Annotated in this window: 19 protein-coding genes and 2 tRNA genes; 19 read left to right on the top strand and 2 right to left on the bottom strand. The window is 26.4% G+C overall.

Features of this window, described 5'->3' with window-relative positions; all coding sequences use genetic code 4:
• Positions 1 to 124 precede the first annotated feature (124 nt).
• From AAHM98_RS00600 to AAHM98_RS00675, 16 genes are all read left to right on the top strand, one after another.
• Entirely contained in the window at positions 125 to 1,066 is a 942-nt protein-coding gene (locus AAHM98_RS00600) for a hypothetical protein (RefSeq protein ID WP_342276589.1), read from the top strand.
• Between the two features lie 882 nt (positions 1,067 to 1,948).
• On the top strand, positions 1,949 to 2,776 hold the full coding sequence (locus AAHM98_RS00605; protein WP_342276590.1) for a purine-nucleoside phosphorylase: 828 nt from the start codon (positions 1,949 to 1,951) through the stop codon (positions 2,774 to 2,776).
• Positions 2,751 to 3,737, top strand: a complete 987-nt coding sequence (gene tsaD / locus AAHM98_RS00610) for a tRNA (adenosine(37)-N6)-threonylcarbamoyltransferase complex transferase subunit TsaD (RefSeq protein WP_342276591.1) — start codon at positions 2,751 to 2,753, stop codon at positions 3,735 to 3,737. The genes AAHM98_RS00605 and tsaD overlap by 26 nt, the downstream gene beginning before the upstream one ends.
• The gene (coaE, locus tag AAHM98_RS00615) at positions 3,700 to 4,290 is read left to right on the top strand and encodes a dephospho-CoA kinase (protein WP_342276592.1); all 591 of its coding nucleotides are present in this window, start codon (positions 3,700 to 3,702) and stop codon (positions 4,288 to 4,290) included. Before tsaD ends, coaE begins: the two co-directional genes overlap by 38 nt.
• A 177-nt stretch (positions 4,291 to 4,467) precedes the next feature.
• Positions 4,468 to 4,558, top strand: a tRNA-Ser gene (locus AAHM98_RS00620).
• A gap of 114 nt (positions 4,559 to 4,672) precedes the next feature.
• Positions 4,673 to 6,196 carry a cardiolipin synthase gene (gene cls, locus AAHM98_RS00625; RefSeq protein WP_342276593.1) on the top strand — a complete coding sequence of 508 codons (1,524 nt, stop codon included), beginning with the start codon at positions 4,673 to 4,675 and terminating at the stop codon, positions 6,194 to 6,196.
• A gap of 49 nt (positions 6,197 to 6,245) precedes the next feature.
• Positions 6,246 to 6,968: an acetyltransferase gene (locus AAHM98_RS00630; protein ID WP_342276594.1), complete on the top strand. Its 723-nt coding sequence runs from the start codon at positions 6,246 to 6,248 to the stop codon at positions 6,966 to 6,968.
• A 15-nt stretch (positions 6,969 to 6,983) separates the two neighbouring features.
• Complete coding sequence (locus AAHM98_RS00635) at positions 6,984 to 8,768, top strand: hypothetical protein (RefSeq protein WP_342276595.1); 1,785 nt, start codon at positions 6,984 to 6,986, stop codon at positions 8,766 to 8,768.
• 8 nt (positions 8,769 to 8,776) lie between these two features.
• Positions 8,777 to 10,237 carry a proline--tRNA ligase gene (proS, locus tag AAHM98_RS00640; protein WP_342276596.1) on the top strand — a complete coding sequence of 487 codons (1,461 nt, stop codon included), beginning with the start codon at positions 8,777 to 8,779 and terminating at the stop codon, positions 10,235 to 10,237.
• 447 nt (positions 10,238 to 10,684) lie between these two features.
• The gene (locus tag AAHM98_RS00645; protein WP_342276597.1) at positions 10,685 to 11,041 is read left to right on the top strand and encodes an MG284/MPN403 family protein; all 357 of its coding nucleotides are present in this window, start codon (positions 10,685 to 10,687) and stop codon (positions 11,039 to 11,041) included.
• A gap of 11 nt (positions 11,042 to 11,052) precedes the next feature.
• Positions 11,053 to 11,760 (top strand): hypothetical protein, encoded by a 708-nt coding sequence (locus AAHM98_RS00650; RefSeq protein ID WP_342276598.1) that lies wholly within the window; start codon positions 11,053 to 11,055, stop codon positions 11,758 to 11,760.
• A 325-nt stretch (positions 11,761 to 12,085) separates the two neighbouring features.
• Positions 12,086 to 12,442 (top strand): hypothetical protein, encoded by a 357-nt coding sequence (locus AAHM98_RS00655; RefSeq protein WP_342276599.1) that lies wholly within the window; start codon positions 12,086 to 12,088, stop codon positions 12,440 to 12,442.
• On the top strand, positions 12,435 to 12,902 hold the full coding sequence (locus AAHM98_RS00660; protein ID WP_342276600.1) for a hypothetical protein: 468 nt from the start codon (positions 12,435 to 12,437) through the stop codon (positions 12,900 to 12,902). The genes AAHM98_RS00655 and AAHM98_RS00660 overlap by 8 nt, the downstream gene beginning before the upstream one ends.
• A gap of 63 nt (positions 12,903 to 12,965) precedes the next feature.
• A complete protein-coding gene (locus tag AAHM98_RS00665; RefSeq protein ID WP_342276601.1) occupies positions 12,966 to 13,217 on the top strand; it encodes an acyl carrier protein in 252 nt (83 codons plus the stop codon).
• A gap of 18 nt (positions 13,218 to 13,235) precedes the next feature.
• Positions 13,236 to 13,700 carry a Fur family transcriptional regulator gene (locus AAHM98_RS00670; RefSeq protein WP_342276602.1) on the top strand — a complete coding sequence of 155 codons (465 nt, stop codon included), beginning with the start codon at positions 13,236 to 13,238 and terminating at the stop codon, positions 13,698 to 13,700.
• Between the two features lie 57 nt (positions 13,701 to 13,757).
• A tRNA-Trp gene (locus AAHM98_RS00675) sits at positions 13,758 to 13,832 on the top strand.
• Positions 13,833 to 13,870: 38 nt separating this feature from the next.
• Here the strand turns inward: AAHM98_RS00675 and AAHM98_RS00680 are convergent.
• A complete protein-coding gene (locus tag AAHM98_RS00680; protein ID WP_342276603.1) occupies positions 13,871 to 14,755 on the bottom strand; it encodes a DegV family protein in 885 nt (294 codons plus the stop codon).
• Between the two features lie 205 nt (positions 14,756 to 14,960).
• Between AAHM98_RS00680 and secG the strand changes: the two genes are divergently transcribed.
• The 3 genes from secG (at position 14,961) to AAHM98_RS00695 (ending at position 18,226) form a co-directional block, all read left to right on the top strand.
• Complete coding sequence (secG, locus tag AAHM98_RS00685; protein WP_342276604.1) at positions 14,961 to 15,224, top strand: preprotein translocase subunit SecG; 264 nt, start codon at positions 14,961 to 14,963, stop codon at positions 15,222 to 15,224.
• A 114-nt stretch (positions 15,225 to 15,338) separates the two neighbouring features.
• Positions 15,339 to 17,639 (top strand): ribonuclease R, encoded by a 2,301-nt coding sequence (rnr, locus tag AAHM98_RS00690; RefSeq protein WP_342276605.1) that lies wholly within the window; start codon positions 15,339 to 15,341, stop codon positions 17,637 to 17,639.
• Positions 17,603 to 18,226 carry a phosphoribosyltransferase gene (locus AAHM98_RS00695; protein ID WP_342276606.1) on the top strand — a complete coding sequence of 208 codons (624 nt, stop codon included), beginning with the start codon at positions 17,603 to 17,605 and terminating at the stop codon, positions 18,224 to 18,226. The genes rnr and AAHM98_RS00695 overlap by 37 nt, the downstream gene beginning before the upstream one ends.
• Here the strand turns inward: AAHM98_RS00695 and AAHM98_RS00700 are convergent, their stop codons facing one another.
• Positions 18,227 to 18,628 carry a hypothetical protein gene (locus AAHM98_RS00700; protein ID WP_342276607.1) on the bottom strand — a complete coding sequence of 134 codons (402 nt, stop codon included), beginning with the start codon at positions 18,626 to 18,628 and terminating at the stop codon, positions 18,227 to 18,229.
• Between the last annotated feature and the right edge of the window lie 72 nt (positions 18,629 to 18,700).

Below are 18,700 nucleotides of genomic sequence, written 5' to 3' on the forward strand. Positions count from 1 at the left end.
GTTATGAGTTTTTTGACTTATTATGATAACAATTTTATTAAGTAAAGAGCAAAAGATGAAAAAAATTTTAAAGGTCATACAAAATACTAATGTATGTTCTTATAATTAATATTTGGAGGAACTAATGGTAACAGAAATTAATGAAATTTGTTGGATTAAATACCCAACTGAAACATATAATCTTTTTCTTTTATTTTCTATTAAAGATGGAGATAATGAAGAAAGAAAAGCAGTTCAAATTTTTTTTGAACATAATAAGAAAATTAATTTAGATGAAGATTTAGAAGAAAATTTTTTAGAATTTAAAATTCATACTGATGGAATTACTGAATCTTTGTTTATTAATATCGAAAACTTACGTGATGACAATGACACTTATGATTTCAAAGAATTTAATGATAAGGATTTACAATATACTAATTTTGATATTCAAGAATTTGAGAAAGTAGATCTTGTAGAGACTATTAATAATTATATTTATGATGACCCAGAATCAATAACAAATGATACTGAAAGTGAACAAGGAATGAGTATGGAAAATTGTGAAAATAATTCATTATTTTCCTCTTCTTTAGAAGAACCATCAACTTCAACTGGTATAGTCTTTAGTTCTAGTGAAAGAGAAAAATTTTTACAAGAAGCAAAAAATAAAATGATAGCATTAAAACTTCAAAGAAAAGAATGTAAAAATCTATATTCTATTAACAGTCAAAATGTTGAAGAAAATACACATGATTATAGTTTAAATGAAAAAACAAATAAAAGAAAACAAACTGTGTTTTCTGAAAACGAAGAGGTTTCTAGTAATAAACGAATTATAAATCTTGGAATTAGTCAAAAAGATAGTACACTAATTGGTGACAGGTTATTAACAATTTGTCCGCCAAATAAATCAAAAAAACTTCCACCAATGACTCAAACGCCATCTATGAAAGAGTCATCTGGTAAACCACCTGCACTTGCTTCTTACAACAGTGGAGATGCTACTAATGTTGCAGAATTAGCACAAAAAGTTAAAGAAGTAGAAAAACTTAAAGATAAAGTGAAATTAACTTTAAATATGTAGTAATCAAGGAATTATGAGAGTTTCAACCACTAGGTTGGAATAATTATACCCTAATTTCTAGCATTTCAAATTGAATGATTAATATGTAAAATAAAGGTATCCATGTTTTCAAATTTTCGTCTTTTAAAGTAAGTTTTTTAATGTGTTAAAAACTGTTTCTATTCTAGCATTTTGATACGAAACGTAACCACTAGTCATCTTCAATAAATTTTTAATAATCATAATTTCTAAATTATAAACGACGATCAGTATGAAGGATTGAATTGATTAAATCATATTTAGTTTTTAATTCGTTTAATGCTGTCATAAGTTAGATTTCTCTTGGTTATCAGACCAAAGATGATGAAACAATTTTCTTGAATTAAAATCAACAAATGCTCATAAATACTTTTTCTCATTGTTAATTTTAAATTCACTAGTATCTAAAACTATTTTCTAATGGTTTACTAGTTATAAAAGAAATATTTTTTGTAATTTTAACTAAATAATTTATTTTCAGGTTTTAATTTACCTTTTGTTCAATATGATTTTTTCTTACGATTATGATGTAAACCTAGTCTATTCATAGCATTTAAATTTTTTTTGCCAATTTGATATTTTTTTGGTTCTGGTTTTGGTATAGATGGACTTTTCCATAATTTTAATTTTCGCTTTTAGAAATTAAAATTTTTTCACCTTGTTGTTTTTATTTAATCATATATAAATGATTTTTCTGTTTTATTATATTGTCTCATAAAAAGAGGTCTCCTTACTAAGTTTTGTCCAACCTAGGGGTGACACTTTCGTAATTACTATTTTTCACCTTGTTGAAAATAATAAGTTGTTAGAAATAGAAGTATATATTATAATAAGTAGGATATTTAATAAATAAAAGGAGAGTCTATGAAAACAGATAAAACAACACCAACTGCGCATATTAAAGCAGAAACAGGACAAATTGCCAAAGTGGTAATTATGCCAGGTGACCCGCTACGTGCTGAATACATTGCTACTAATTTTTTGCAAGGTTGAACCCAAGTAAATAGTGTTCGTAATATGTTAATGTTTACTGGAAAATATAAAGGTCGTAATATTACTATTGCTGCTAGTGGCATGGGAATGCCTTCAATTGGTATTTACTCATATGAATTATATAAATTTTATGAAGTTGATTGTATTATTAGAGTAGGAAGCGCAGGAGCATATCAAAAAGATATTAAAGTTTATGATATTCTTAATGCTACTAAAGCCTACAGCGAATCAACATTCGCTAAGTATGCTGCTAACATTGACGAAAACCAAATCTGCGCTGTTGGGACTATTTATGAAACAATTAATAAAACAGCTAAAACGATTGATGCCAATTTCAACAATCACAAAATCAAAGCAGTTGATCGTTTATTAGCAGAAAAACTTAATTTAAAAAATGGGTTAATTCACTCAAGTGATGTTTTTTATCGTGCAGATCAAGATGATCGTCGTGAAGACCCAATGATTAGTAAATGTTTAGCAGTGGAAATGGAATCTTTTGCTTTATTTGCTAATGCCAAATATTTAAAGAAAAATGCTGCTTGCTTATTAACTATCTCAGATTCTTTTGTGACAGGTGAATCAATTTCTGCTGATTTACGTGAAACTAGTTTTCGAAAAATGATGATATTAGCATTGGAATCTGCCATTGCTCATTATGCAGAAGAGGAAATTGATGATAATCTTAGCAATTGAGACTAGTTGTGATGAAACTAGTGTTGCTATCATAAAAGACAAAAAAGTCTTAAGTAACATTATTGCTTCACAAATCAAACTCCATCAAAAATATGGCGGTGTTGTTCCTGAATTAGCAGCCAGAGCACATAGCGAAAACATTCCAACAGTTTTGCAAACAGCAATTAAAAAAGCTAAAATTAAACTATCCGACATTGACTATGTCGCTTATACTAGTACACCAGGTCTTGCTAGTTGTTTACATGTTGGTAAAGTTATTGCTCAAACCATTGCTTTATATTTAGAAAAACCATTACTACCTTGTAATCATTTGTATGGTCATTTATATGCTTCTTTAATTGAAGATACGTGAACATTTCCAGTTTTAGGGTTATTAGTTAGTGGTGGTCATACACAATTAATGTTAGCAGAAAAACACTTACAATTTAAAGTACTTGGTCAAACATTAGATGATGCGGTTGGTGAGTGTTATGATAAAGTAGCACGAATGCTTGGTTTACCATATCCTGGTGGACCTGAAATTGATGTACGTGCTCAAAAGGGAATAGCAGCTTATAAATTACCATTACCAAAAAATGATAATACTTTAGATTTTAGTTTTAGTGGTTTAAAATCAGCTTGTGCCAATCTTATAGACAAAGAAAAAGAACATATTCAAGTTAAAAATTTTGCTGCTTCTTTTCAAACAACAGTAATTCAAGTTTTAATTAATAAAATTGAATTAGCCATTAACATATATCATCCTAAAACTTTGGTTTTAGCTGGTGGCGTTAGTGCTAATAAAGGTTTGAGAAGTGCAGTATTAAAATTAAAGATGAAATTTCCTAATTTAAAAATTATCGTTCCTAAATTAGAATATTGTACTGATAATGCAGCAATGATTGGAATGGTTGCTAGTTATCAAATCGAAAACAAAAAAGGTGAAAAATATGATTATTGGAATTGTTGGAGAAGCAGGCGTAGGTAAAACTACTGCCACGGAATTTTTTCAAAGTATGGGAGCATATGTCATATCTGTTGATAAGATTGTGCATCATATTTACTCATTAAAAGAGACAAAAATTGAATTAATTAATGAATATGGTAACCATTTTCTTAGCAGCGATAAAAATATTGATAAGAAAAAGTTACGTCAAGAAGCTTTTCAAAATCCTGAAATTTTACGAAAATTAGAACAAATTATTTGACCGCCCATGATTAATATTATTAAAACTGATATTGAACGTAATAAGTGTCAACAGACACTAATTGTTATTGATTGTGCTGTCTTATTTAATGCTAATCTTAATGTTTTGGTAGATAAAGTATTGTTAATTGAAACTGATGAAGATAAAAAAGTACAAAGAGTAAAAACAAGAGATAATGTTAATGATTTACAAGTTATTGCTCTATTAAGTCAACAAAAAAAATATTTAATTCTAAATAAAGATATTGATTACACTATTAAAAATAACGGTACGATTAATGATTTAATTAGACAATTACAAAGAATTGAAAAAAAATTAATAGTAGGTAAATAGAACTGATGGTTAGTTTAAACTAACCATCAGTTCTATTTTTAAAATATTAATATGTCAGTTTAATGCAGTTAATTAATAAAAATAAGTAATTACTTAAAAAAATTTCAAAAAGGCATGGTATTTATAAAAATTAAAGTTATAATATTAATTGTAAAAATAATTACAGTAACTTAATTTGGAGTGGTACTCAAGAGGCTGAAGAGGACTGATTGCTAATCAGTTAGGACGGGAAACTGTCGCGAGAGTTCGAATCTCTCCCATTCCACCATTATATTTATTTAAAAGCAGAAATTGCTTTTTTTATTTTATCAAATAAAAAAAGCAATAATTAGTTATAATTGAATTAAACAAAACTAAATTTAAATTAGGAGAAAAACTATTCATGCGTAAACGAGTAAATTTATTTTTATCATTAATTTTATATATTGCTTTTATTTCTGGTTTTGTTTTTTTAGTATTTAACTATATTGCTTATTCATGAATATTTTTAATTATTATTATTAGCGTTACCATTTTAACGGGAATTATTATTTTTATTACCAATCGAGTGGAAAATGTTAAATTATCATGGATTATGGTTACTTTGTGTTTACCTATTTTAGGAATTTTCTTATATTGAACTTTTGGTCGTCCCTATCGCTATCGTAAAAAACAAAAAGCATATTTAAAAGTTAACAACTATTTTTATGAACAAGAAGATTGAACTTTTTCTAAAGCAAGTTTAAATCAAGAAAATTCAAATTTAGATAGTGATATGGCTAGTTTATTTCGTTATACAACGAGAATTTCTCATCGCCCTTTTTATAAAAATACCGATGTGCAAATCTTAAGTAATGGCCCTAAAAAATTTAATCAGTTGTTTGAAGATTTAAGTAATGCTAAAACTTATATTTTTATTAATTATTTTATTATTGCCGAAGGTGAATTATTAGAAGTAATGCTAGAAATTTTAAAAGAACGAATTACTGCTGGTATTAAAATTTATATTATTTATGATGCGGTTGGTTCTTATTTTAGTTTATCAAAATATAAAATTTGAAAAATTAAAAAAATGGGAATTCATTTTCATAAATTCTCACCTGTGCGTTTACCTTTTATGACTGGTACTTATAATTTTCGTAACCATCGTAAAGATATTGTTATTGATGGTACTATTGGTTATGCTGGTGGTATTAATTTAAGTGATGATTATATTCACTTATCAGCTAAATATGGGTTTTGGCGTGATACTCACATTCGGATTGTTGGTGAAGCTGTTAAATCCATTGATTTAATTTTCCGTCAAGATTGACATTTTATTACTGGAGATATTATTGATATTGCTGTTGAAAATCCTAAAGTAAAAATAAAAAATAATATTATTGTCCAAGTCATTGATGATGGCCCTGTTACCAAAGAAACAATTCAGAAAGATTTGTTTATTAAGTTTATTAGTTCTGCTAAAACTCGGGTTTGAATTAATACTCCTTATTTAATTCCCACTAGTGACTTAATAACAGCCTTACGTAATAGTGCTTATTCAGGAGTTGATGTGCGTTTAACATTGCCAGGAATTACTGATAAATTTTTGTCATTAGATATGTCACGCACATATTATGATTCATTAATTGAAGCAGGAGTGGAAATTTATGAATATAATAGTGTTTTTAATCACTCTAAAAGTGGTATTTTTGATGAAAATATCACTATTATTGGTTCTACTAATCTTGATTATCGTAGTCTTTATTCTGACCATCAAACATTAGTATTAGTTTATGATAAAAAAACTAATAACGATTTAGGAATCCAATTTGAAAAAGATTTTACCCATTCTACTTTGATTAAAATCAATCCTTTAATGAAACGAAGTACTTTTTATCGTCGTGTATTTTTACCCCTTTTTCGCATTTTAGCACCATTGTTTTAATAAAATTTAGTATAATTATATTAATATTTATTAAGGTGGTCGTTGCAATATGGGTTGAAAACGTAGAATTAAAAAAATTAAAGAATACTTTAATGATGAAAATCAACCAGATTTAGAAATCTCGAATTTACCAGAAACAAAATTGGAAAAACATTCTTTTTTTGATAAATTTAAGTTTAAAAATAAACCACAACCTGAAACTAACCCTTCTAATAAAATTTTTAATAAAAAACGTAATAAAAAACGTAATAATGCTTTTTTAAATTTTCGTCGCAGACCAACTATTCAGATTATTAAACACTTAGAAAGCAAAAATGTCTTTAATTGTTTTTTTTATACTGATATTAATAATATTCCATTAATTTTAGAACAAGGAATTCGTCCTACTGAAAAAATTGAGTTATTACCAAAACAAGAATATACGGTTTGAACTTATTTAGAACACTCTACTTATTTAGAATTAGAACTTGGAAATTCAACTCGTCATTTCTTTTGAAAATGATGTGCCGAACAAAATGTTGATGTTAACAAAATTGCTATTGTTTCCGTTGATGTTCATAAATTATTTCAAAACACTTCGAAAGATTGGGGATTAAACCCTGATACTAATCGTATCCAAATTTATGAAACTATTCCCGCCGCCGCTATTGATTGAATCTTAGTAAAAGATCGTAAAATGTTTCGCTTAGCAAAAATTTATATTGACAATCAAAACTTAAAACTAAAACTTTATCAAGGTAATAACGGTAATATTATTTCTGGTAACGATTAAAGGAGGAAATAACAAATGAATTGATCTGCCATAGTTATTATTAGTTTAATTCCCTTTATGACCATCATTATTATTTTGTTTGTACATTTAAATCATCGTAACAATCAATATTACAATATTATTCACGGCGATTTATTAAGTTTAGTACCATTAAAAATTGATTTAAAAAATGAAATTATTACTTTTTCTGACCGTTTAGAAGTTTTAAACCGTAAGAAACGTATCTCATTATTTGTTTTTAAATCCATGATTAATAGAAAAACAAAAGTAGAAATTGAGATTTTTATTCAAGATTTGCTAGTAAACAAAATTCCATTTGAGCCTTGTCATTTTTCGGTTTCTTTTCAATTGCATAATAAAATTATTATTTACGATTTATCAGTTCATTATTTTGATAATAGTAGTAAAATCCTTTATTGTCAAATGCAAAGTAATATTCGCTATAATCGGTTTGCTATTTCGCAAGCCATTGTTTTACAACAAAGCGAATTAACAGTAGTTAAAGCTAACTTTGTGCAAAGTATTTTAGATAATTTTAGTCAAAAAAAATATAGCAAAAAATCAACTAGTCAATTCGAATATATGATACTAATTAAAATTAAAAATTACTTAGCGTTAGAAAACATTTTAACAGTTAATAATATTGAACGAATGGAACTATTAATTTCATATTATAGTAAAATAACTTTAGGTTTAGATAATAGTATTATTTGTCGTTATTACGATGGTCAATTTCTGATTTATTCACGTAATAAACGTATTAATTTGTATCGTTTTCAAAAACAATTAAATGCTTATATCAAACGTAATTTAGTAGAAAAAAGTAGTTATTTACAAATTCAAACGCAAGTTTTGTGTATATATGCTACTGCTAAAAGTGAAAGTTCTAATGTCTATATTTTGTACAATCAAATTATTGATAAAAATCAATCAGAGATAGTTCAAAAAACTGATTTAATTGAAATTAAATTACGAACTAATGATATTAATAATTTTCCTGACTTTAATCATTATTCTGTGTTACAATCAGAGCAAATGGAAAAAATGTTAAATGTTAGTATTAGACCCGTTTTTAAAAGTGATAATTCCAATGAACCTAACTGTTATTATGCTTGATGAAATCTAGTAAAAAATTCTTATTATGATTCATATTTAGTTTTAATGCGTAACATTCAAAATTCTGGTTTATGATGAAAAGTTAGTGAACCATTATTCATTGAATCATTAGAAAAATTTGCCAAACTAAAACAAAACAAAAATTTAATTATCCCTATTAGTTTAGTTGAATTACAAGACAAAACAATTTTAACCAAAATTATTTCCATTGTTAATAAACGCAAAAGTTTATTTGAAAATTGTGATTTAATTTTCGATTTCCAAGATATTGGTGAAATCAACAGTTGAAATAAGTATGACCCTATTATCAAAATCATTCGTAGCAATAAAATTAAAATTAGTTTTACCCATGATTTACGTCATATCGATAATTTTAAATTAATTAACCATTTTAAACCCGATTATGTTGTGTTAACTTCTAATTTATTAGAACAAGTAACATTTAGTTTTAGTAAATATATTGATGTTATTATTTGTATTCACTATTTAAACATCTTAGGTATTAAAAATATTTTAGCGCGAGGATTAATTAATGTTCCTGAAATTATTGTTTTAAAATCATTAAAAGTTGATTATTTATTAGGAAAAATATTAGAATCAGAGCAAGCAAGTAAAGCGTTGGATGCTTTAAATTATCCAAACTATTGAAAATGACATAAGAGTCAATACATGAAAGGTGAATAAATAAAATTATGAAAATCCATGCTTTAAAATTAAATAAAAATATTACATTACGAGATACTGATTTTGCTAAATGATATACTGATGTCATTAAACAAGGTGAACTTTGCGATTATGGTGCTGAAAATGGTAGTACAGCAGGAACTATCATTTTCCGTCCTCGTGGTTATGCATTATGAGAAAATATGCAAACAATTCTTAATCAAGAATTTCGTAAATTAAATGTTGAAAATGTGATGTTACCAATGTTAATTAGTCAAAAAGCTTTTCAAGTGGAAAAAGACCATATCGAAGGTTTTGCCCCTGAATGTGCCACAGTTACTAAAGTCGGTGATGTTATTTTACCAGAGTCATTTATTATCCGTCCGACATCAGAAGTTTTATTTTGCCGTCACTTTTCCAAAATTATTAGTAGTTACAAACAACTTCCATTAATTTACAATCAATGATGTAGTGTTATTCGTTGAGAAAAAAATACTCGCCCTTTTTTAAGAACTAGTGAATTCTTATGACAGGAAGGACACACTATTCATAACAATGCTGCACAAGCACAAGCATTTACGCTATCAATGATTAAATTATATGCTAAGTTTGTTGAACAGCACTTAGCTATTAAAGTTATTGTTGGACAGAAGAGCGTTTATGAACGTTTTGCAGGCGCTAAAGCTACGTATACTATCGAAAGTATGATGCAAGATGGACAAGCATTACAAGCAGGAACTAGTCATTATTTTGGTCAAGGTTTTGCGAAAGTCTTTGATATTAAGTTTACTAATAAAGATAATAAACAAGAATTAGCTTATCAAACATCATGAGGAGTATCAACAAGATTAATTGGCGCTTTGATAATGGTGCATAGTGATGATTTAGGTTTAGTATTACCACCTACCATTGCTCCCACACAAATTATGATTTTAAACTTATCGCTAAAAAATGAAATAGTTCAAAAAGTTGTCCAAAAAGTAAATGATTATTTAAAACCACATTTTAAAGTTTTGGTAAATAATGATGATAAAAGTTTTTCTTTTAAAAAAAGTGAGAGTCAAATTAAAGGTATTCCATTATGAATTGAAATTGGAACTAAAGAAATTGAAATTAATCAAATTAAACTAGTTCTACGTCATAACTTAAGTGAAACATTTACTAATTTTAACGATGAAAAACAAGTTATAAAGATAATTAATAATTTGTTTGTTACTATGAATCAAGAATTATTAACTAAATCAGCAACTAATTTAAAAAATAATTTAAAAGAAATTACAACTTTTGATGAATATAAAAAACTAGTAAAAATCCATAAAGGTTTTTTCATTGTTCCCTTTTGTAATCAAGTGATTTGCGAAAAAGAAGTTAAGGAATTAACATCTACTGTTTCAAGATGCATTCCCTTAGAAGTATATAAAACACCAAGTAATTGTTTTAAATGTAAAACCCCTAATAGTGCTTGAACTTATTTTGCTCGTGCTTATTAAGGAAAAAAATGTTTGATTTTAATTTTAAAATCATTAAAGTTTTTGGTAAAAGCACTAAAACATGTCATCAAATGTAATTGTTGTTAACTGTCTCATTTAATTTTAACTCAGGTTTATTGTAACCGACTTAGTTGGAATAGTTATGACAGTTATTTATAACTTGGACAAATTAACTGAAGGTTAAGTGGTAATTTTAATTAGTGCTTATTTTAGAGGTGATCTTTTCTTAAGGTTTTTAATGGTGTTAGTAATATTTATCTGAAATTTTATTTAAAATAATTCCAACTTTTAAAAAAATAAATCATTATAGTAAGGAAAATTAGAGACATAAAGTTTGAAATTTATTATTACCCTATAACCTTCACGTAATTTAGTAAAAAACTAAAAAATAAAAATTAAAAAAGGAAATTTTAAGTTTTTTCTTTAGTTGTTATTGAGGTGATAATAATGAAAGAACAAATAAGTATTGTTCAAAGAGTGGTCGCAGCTATTTTTACCAAATATACTCAAGCTAAGAAAGTAATAGAAACTAATAACTTTAGTCAAACAGGCATTATTCAAGAAACATCTGTTGACTATGCTAAAGAAAAAATAACAACTATTAATTTAAAGAATTATGAAAAACATGTCCAAATTGTTGATACGGTTTTGGCCTTACTTCCTAAAAATGAATATAGTTATATTGTTAGAACATTTTTAACTAAATCTAATAAAAATTGATGAAAAAATCATTATCATCCCCATGAATATGAAAAACTACAAAAAACAGTTATTAATCGTTTCTTGTATTTATATTTGGTTTAGGTGGTGTGATAATGGATTATAATAATGTTGATTTATTAAATAAAAGTAGTTATTTAGAACAAAAAATTAATCTTAAAGAAACAAGTAAATGAGATGGTTCACAATTGGTAAATCAAGTATTTTTAATACCAACTTTCAGGGTTGTTGGTTTTCCTATTGCAAATGCTGAAAAAACAGCATATTATTATATTGAATTAACCGTACAAAAAGGTTATGGAATGTCATCATCTTATGTTGAACCTAAAAACAATATTTTAAAAAATGTTATTTTTCAATATGATATTAACTATAGTGATGTGCAAGAAGCGCGTGGTAGTATTAGTATTTCTACTTCTGTTACCTACCAAAAAGATAATGGAGCAGGTAATAAGAATGCAACTTTGTTTGATAATAATTTAACTCCCATTGTTGGTCATATTGGCAATGCTGATAATTTATTTTGAAACACATATAAAATTATGATACCAGTAAAGACAATTAATAAAGATGATGTTAATGTTTTAAACTATAGTTTTACTAGTGATAAACCTAGTAACATTAATGATGCATTTTATGTTAGTGATAATAATTATGGAACATTAAGTTTCTATTTCAATCAGAATCCTTTGTATCAATTAACAATAACTCCTAGTATTTTTAGTAATAATATATTTAACTTAGAAATTAATAATCCTATTGTTTTAAGAACCAATATTGATGATTTTCAAAACTTTCATTAATTTGTTGTTCTCCTAATAATGTACATATAAATAATGAAAGTTTTGAAATAACTGGTAATAATATTATAATGGTAATATTGCCCCAATCATAATTAACCATAGTGTTAATGACTTAGGTTATTTTAAAAAAACTGATTTAGAAAAAATCATTTTTTTTCATAATAATTTTAATTTAGCCCAAAACACTAGTTTAAATATTTCTGAAGAAAATAGTAAATCTTATCAAGATAAGAAAGTTAATGCTGCACTAATTAACGATTTTAATCCTATTGTTGATCCCTATGATGATAGTTTAAAGAAAAATACCAATTACAGTATACTAGTAATGTACTGGATAGTATCACAGGTACTATTTTTTGCCAATGATGAGGTTCCTAAAAATCAATTTGATTTACCATTATTTGATAAATTTCACTTCGAAGTTAATATACCATTAATTTTTCAAACCTTTTTTAAATATGATGTTAATATTAAATTCGTTGAAAATAGTGAACAACCAATTATTGGTAATGATTATAGTAAAGTAACTATTCAAAAATTAACTAAAGACAATGATGAACAATGAATGCAAAATCAAATTATAACTTTAAGTTATGAAGAAATATTACGCTTTTATAGTTCTGATTCGTTTACCTATACTGACTATGAACACTTAAAGCAAGGAAGTGGTAGTTATGTTTAGTCGTAAATTTAAAATTATTTTTTTAATTACTACCGTTAGTTGTTCATTAATTATAATGTTATTCTTTGTTTTTCAAAATTTTGCTAATAATCGTAACTTAAATCAAGTAAAACAAGATTATGATGTTAAAGTAGAAGATATGAATAATACAGATGAAAATTTAAATCCTGAAGTTATTAAAAATGCTATTTCTATAAAACAGTTGAATAAAACTATTAAAATTGTTTTAGATAATAATAGTTCTGTTTCAGAACCTACTATTATTTACAAAGTAGAATTTAATAAACAAGCATTCCAATATACATTTTTATCGATGATTATCAAAACCTTTCCTCAATGAAAAATTAATAATTTTATTTTTAAATTTAATATTTTAAGTAATGCTGCTTGGGTACAGTATGATACTAATGCTCAAGTTGATTATTTAGATTGGTATTTTAAAATAGTCAGCAAAATATAGCCCGCTATGTTATACTATATATACTTTAAAAGTTTCGAAATTAAATAAAATAGGAGTGAAATTATGAATATTTTAAAGGAACTTAAAACATTAATTGATACAGAAAATATTCGAGTAAGAGTAAAAAACATTACACCAGCAACTAAATTTGCTGATAGTGGTATCGACTCTTTGGATTTAGTTAATTTAGCAATGGCCATCGAAAGTAAACATGGTATTATTATTGACGATGCTACTCTATTAAGTTTAAAAGAAAAAAGTGTGCAAGATTTTATTGATGTAATTGAAAAACAAGTTGCTGCTAAAAATAAATAATCACTTTAGGAGCAAATTATGAACAAAAATTTTGAAAATATTACCCAAAAATTAAAAGATAAAGACTATCGTTTAACAGATATTCGTAAAGCAGTTATTAAAGTTTTAACGATAAAAGAGCATGTAAGTGTTAATGATATTATTAATTTTTTAAAAGAAGAAGGAAATGAAACTATTAATATTATGAGTATTTATAATACTATTGATCTATTAATGGAAGAACACATCATTCATGCTAATATTTTTGAAGGCAAACAAATTATTTATGAATTATCAGAAAATGGTATTCATATTATTTGTAATTATTGTAATAGCAATATTCATGTTAAAGAAAGTAGTAATAGTCAACAAAATTCGCCGTTACACGTGACACAATTAGAAAAGTTGGCAACTGAAAACAACTTTTATTTTTCACATTATAAGTTAGAAATACATGGAATTTGCCAAAATTGTCAATTAAAAACAAAAAATATAAAATTTTAATTGCACTTAAAACATCTTTCGCGTAAAATTGAACATGTACTAATTTAATTTAACCCTAGGGGTGTAGTTCAATGGTAGAACATCGGCCTTCAGATCCGAGTGTTGTGGGTTCGAATCCTGCCACCCCTGCCATATTATAAAAAAATCACGATTCGTGAATTTTTTTTATTTTAATCCAATTTTGGTAATTTATTTTTTTCTAAGTCAAAGACAACAAAAGCAAAAGTTCCGATTCCTGTATGGGCACTGATAACACGAGATAATGTTACTGTTTTAACATTTTTTATATGATAACTATGAACATATTCTTCAACTTCTTTGATCATTTCTGGTTTTGAAAAGGCATGAACAATATAAAACAGAGTAATTTTTTCTTTGCTTTTAATTTTTAATATGTCTTTAATAGTATTATTAACTGCTTTTTTTCATGTTCGCGTCTTATCATGTTTATCAATAGTACCATCAAAAGTTAGAATTGGTATGATTTTAGTAAATTTAGCTAAAGCAGCAGCAGTCTTACTAATTCTACCACCACGTTCTAAATATTTTAAATCATAAGGTAAAATATATGCCAAGTAGTTATATCTAATTAATTTTAACGCTTCTAAAATAGTGTTAACATCATTTTTTTCTACTAGTGACATTTGATAAGCTTTTTTAACTAAAAGCCAGTTGATAATAGAAACCCCATTACTATCAAAAATAAAGATTTTATTTTTGAAATTAGGTTCTTTAGCTAACATGGTTGCTGTATTATATTGTCCTGACAGACCTTTTGATAAAGGAATAAAAATTAATTTCTCAAACTTAGTAAGCATTTCTTCTCAAATTTTAGCCATTTCACCAAGCGGTGTCTGTGAAGTTTTAGCAGATTGCTCTCTATCAACAATTCGTTCACAAAATGCTTTATCTGTTAAAATGCTAGGGTCATCATTAATAGTTGTGTTATCACTAAAATTAATTAGTAGCGGACAAAAACCAATTTTCATTTCTTTCAAATCTTTTAATGAAAAACCAGCTGAAGAATCACTAATAATCCCAATTCTATTTTTCAATTTTATCACCCTAACTATTTTTTAGCTATTTATTTTTTTATGTAAATGCTTTTTAAATAAATTATAGCATATATTTTTTGATAAAATATAACGTGTAGTAATGGAAAACATTATCAAAAAAGATAAAATACAATTATTTTTGCTAAATTTTTTTAAATTAAGTGTAAAATTAATAAGTAAAATAAAAAAACTGGATGTGACAAATATGAGTCAAAATATTATTTTTGCTTTTGAAATTATTGCTTTAATTATTGCCATGTTATTAGTAATCTTAGGATTATTACAAGGTAAAAAAAACCATAATGGTTTAGGTGCCTTAAGTGGTGGTAACCAAGAATTATTTGCTAGTACCAAAGAACGTGGATGAGCGAAACTATTTTCCATGGCTACGCTTGGTTTGGGAATATCACTTTTTGTAGTAGGAATCATTATAAGAATTCTTATTAATACTATTGGAGTTATAAACTAGGAAGTATTTTATAAAAAGGCACATTAGAATGTGCCTTTTTATAAATTTTAAAAGATATATTATAATTAGTTTATAGATTAATAGATATACAAAAAAAGATGGGGATGATTTTATATGAAACAACAAATTATTAATGAACTGCAAAATAGTGTTGCTCCATTATCAACTATTGATTTGACAATGAAATTAAATGTTACCAATCATCAGCAACAACAACAATTGATTGCTGATTTAGAAGAATTAAAGAATAGTGAAATTATTTTTGAAAATAAAGAACAAGAGTTTTATATGACAAAACGTAATAATTTATTTTTTGGTAAAATTCAAATTACCAAAAAAGGTTTTGGTTTTGTTAAATTATTAAATAGCGAAGAAGAATATTATGTTAACGTAGAAAACATTAACAATGCTTTAAATGGTGATGAAGTATTGTGTGGTTTAATTAAAATTAATAATCAACGTGATGAAGCGACAGTTTTAAAAGTGATTAAACGTGATACTAATTTACTAGTAGGAACGATTGTTATTGACCCACAAACTAAAGTTAAATCACTAGTTATTCAAAATGCTAAAATGCAACAATATGAAGTTAATATCTTAAATAAAGACCAATCGTTAGAAAATAATATTGTTGTTGCTAAAATTGAAAGTTTTGACCGTAATATTTTCAATGTTACGATTGATCGTGTGCTTGGAAATTTAAATGATCCTGGTGTTGATATTTTAGCAGTTATTTATGAAGTTGGAATTAAAGTTCAATTTGATGTAGAAACTTTAATTGTTACCGAAAAAATTCCCCAAACTGTCCAAGCTAGTGATAAAGTTGATCGTGTAGATTTAACAAAAGAATTATTAGTTACGATTGATGGTAAGGATGCCAAAGACTTTGATGATGCAATTTGTGTTACTAAGTTAAGTAACGGTAATTATCGCTTACTGGTGGCTATTGCCGATGTTAGTCATTACGTAACTGAAAATAGCCCAATCGATGAAGAAGCTTTTACACGTGGAACATCGGTCTATTTAGCAGACCGTGTTATTCCTATGTTGCCAACGCAATTATCAAATGGAATTTGTTCTTTAAATGAGCAAGTGGAACGCTTATGTATGGTAGCTGATATGGAAATTGATAAGTATGGATTGCCTGTTAGTCATCGTATTTATCAGGCGTTTATGAAATCAGCACGTCGAATGAACTATGACGAAGTTAATGATGGTTATAATGGCAAAAATCCTGATTTTATTAAAACTCATCCGCAAATATGAGCAATGCTTCAAGATGCCAAAGATTTATATCAAATTTTATGAAAGTTCAAAGAAGCTGCCGGTGTTATTGATTTTGAAATTGATGAAGCAAAAACAGTGATTGGTGAAAATGGTGAAGTAATTGACATTGTTCTAAGAACTCGTGATATCGCTGAAAAGTTAATTGAAAGTTTTATGATTAGAGCTAATGAAGTGGTTGCCCAAACTGTATACGAAATGAAATTACCATTTATTTATCGTGTTCATGAACATCCACGCGCGCGTAAAATGCATCAAATGACTACGATTTTAAAATTAATGGGTGTGAAAATCAATCCTAAAATTGCGAATATTACCTCTAAAGATTTACAATTATTATTAAACTCTTTAAAACAGTTACCAACCTTTCAAATTTTATCAACTTTGTTATTACGAAGTATGGAAAAAGCACAATACAGTAATAAATGTATTGGTCACTTTGGATTAGCAAGTCAATATTATACCCACTTTACTTCTCCAATTAGACGTTATCCAGACTTAATTGTCCATCGTTTATTACGTCAATATTTGGTTAAGAAACAAATTAATGGGAAAGTAATCGAAAAATATCAAAGCATTACTAACTGAGCCTCAGAACAGTCAAGTAACATGGAATTAAAAGCTTTAGAATGTGAACGTGCTGTTGATCAAATGAAAAAAGCTGAGTACATGATGAAATTTATTGGTCAAAAATTCACCGGTATTATTTCCAGTGTTACTGGTTTTGGGTTATTTGTAGAATTACCTAATACTATTGAAGGTTTAATTAGAATTTCGGATATGAAAGATGATTATTATATTTTCAATGAAAAAGCTATGGTCTTATTTGGAGAACGTAGGCGTAAACAATACGGTTTAGGACAAAGAGTGAGTATTATTGTTAAAGACGCCAATAAAATTTCACGTACGATTGATTTCCAATTAGAAGAAAGCGAACAAGAAAATACTAAAAGTAATAGTGTTCGTAATGGTAAAAAAGTTTACCAAGATTCTAAGTTTAAAAATAAAAAGGGTAATAATAAAAATGCTGTTGTTAATAGTAATCAAAATCAAACTGGTAGATTTGACCCACGAAATAAAAATGGAGTTAAAAAATGGAATCACAAAAACAAGAACAACAAAAAAGATTAATCCAACAAAATAATATTAATATTGAATGCTATTATTATGACTATTTTAAATCTCCAGGTTTAAATAGTTATCCCCAACTATCATGAGTTAATGATGATTATAATTTAATTAAACAACCAACAATTAGCGAAGAAGAATGTTTACGTTTAGCAACCAATCTCTTCACTGTTGGTCAAAAATATAATTTGTTTAATGGTCTTGATTATTTTATCATGATGCCAAAAAAACCAACATCAGTTAGTAGTTTAGAAATTATTATTAATCAGTTAGTAAAAATGATAAGTGATAAGTTAAATATCAATATTGAATTTCTTGATAATATTTTTCACGTTGAAAATTATCGTAAGTTTTGACAAAATAAAATAAAAGTTAATGAACGTCAAGCAGAAATTGCTAATAAGATTCATTTATTAGTAAAGTATGAAAATTACTTTACTAATAAACAAATTATTATCATTGATGATGTTGTTTCCTCAGGAACGTCTATTGCTCAAGTCATTACAACATTGTGGGATAGTAATCATAATTTTAATGTTAAGGCTTTATGTTATGGGTCAGTTTATAATTGGCAGGAAATTTATGAATAGTTAAAAACCAATATTGCGCTTTTTAGTTACTCCATATTCATCCACATAATATTTTTCTTCGTTGTTAATCTGATCTGATAAAAATTCAATTTCTCATTGCATTTTCATTTCATAGATAACTTTTAAAATATACTGAGCAGTATCATGTTCTAAAGCAAAACTATAAATTTCAATTTCAGATTCATGAATGATGCTAGTTTTTGTAGCTATTTCAATTTTATTATTTTTTTCATCAATAATTATTTTGCAAACCTCAAGTTTTTTTTCAGTTAAAAGTTTATAAATAATAAATTTATTATTATTTTTGTCAAATCCTAGATCACCTTTGAAAAATCGGTTATCATTTGAACATTTTCTACTTTTTGCATTTAGAGTAGTCGCCATTTTTTTGATTCCTTTCATTGATTTTAAAAAACTAATTAAAGAAAAGCAACCCATAAAACAAATATAAAATTTATTCCTAGGGTTGATTAC

It is taken from the genome of Spiroplasma endosymbiont of Nebria brevicollis, from assembly GCF_964030895.1.
Taxonomy (GTDB): domain Bacteria; phylum Bacillota_I; class Bacilli_A; order Mycoplasmatales; family VBWQ01; genus Spiroplasma_E.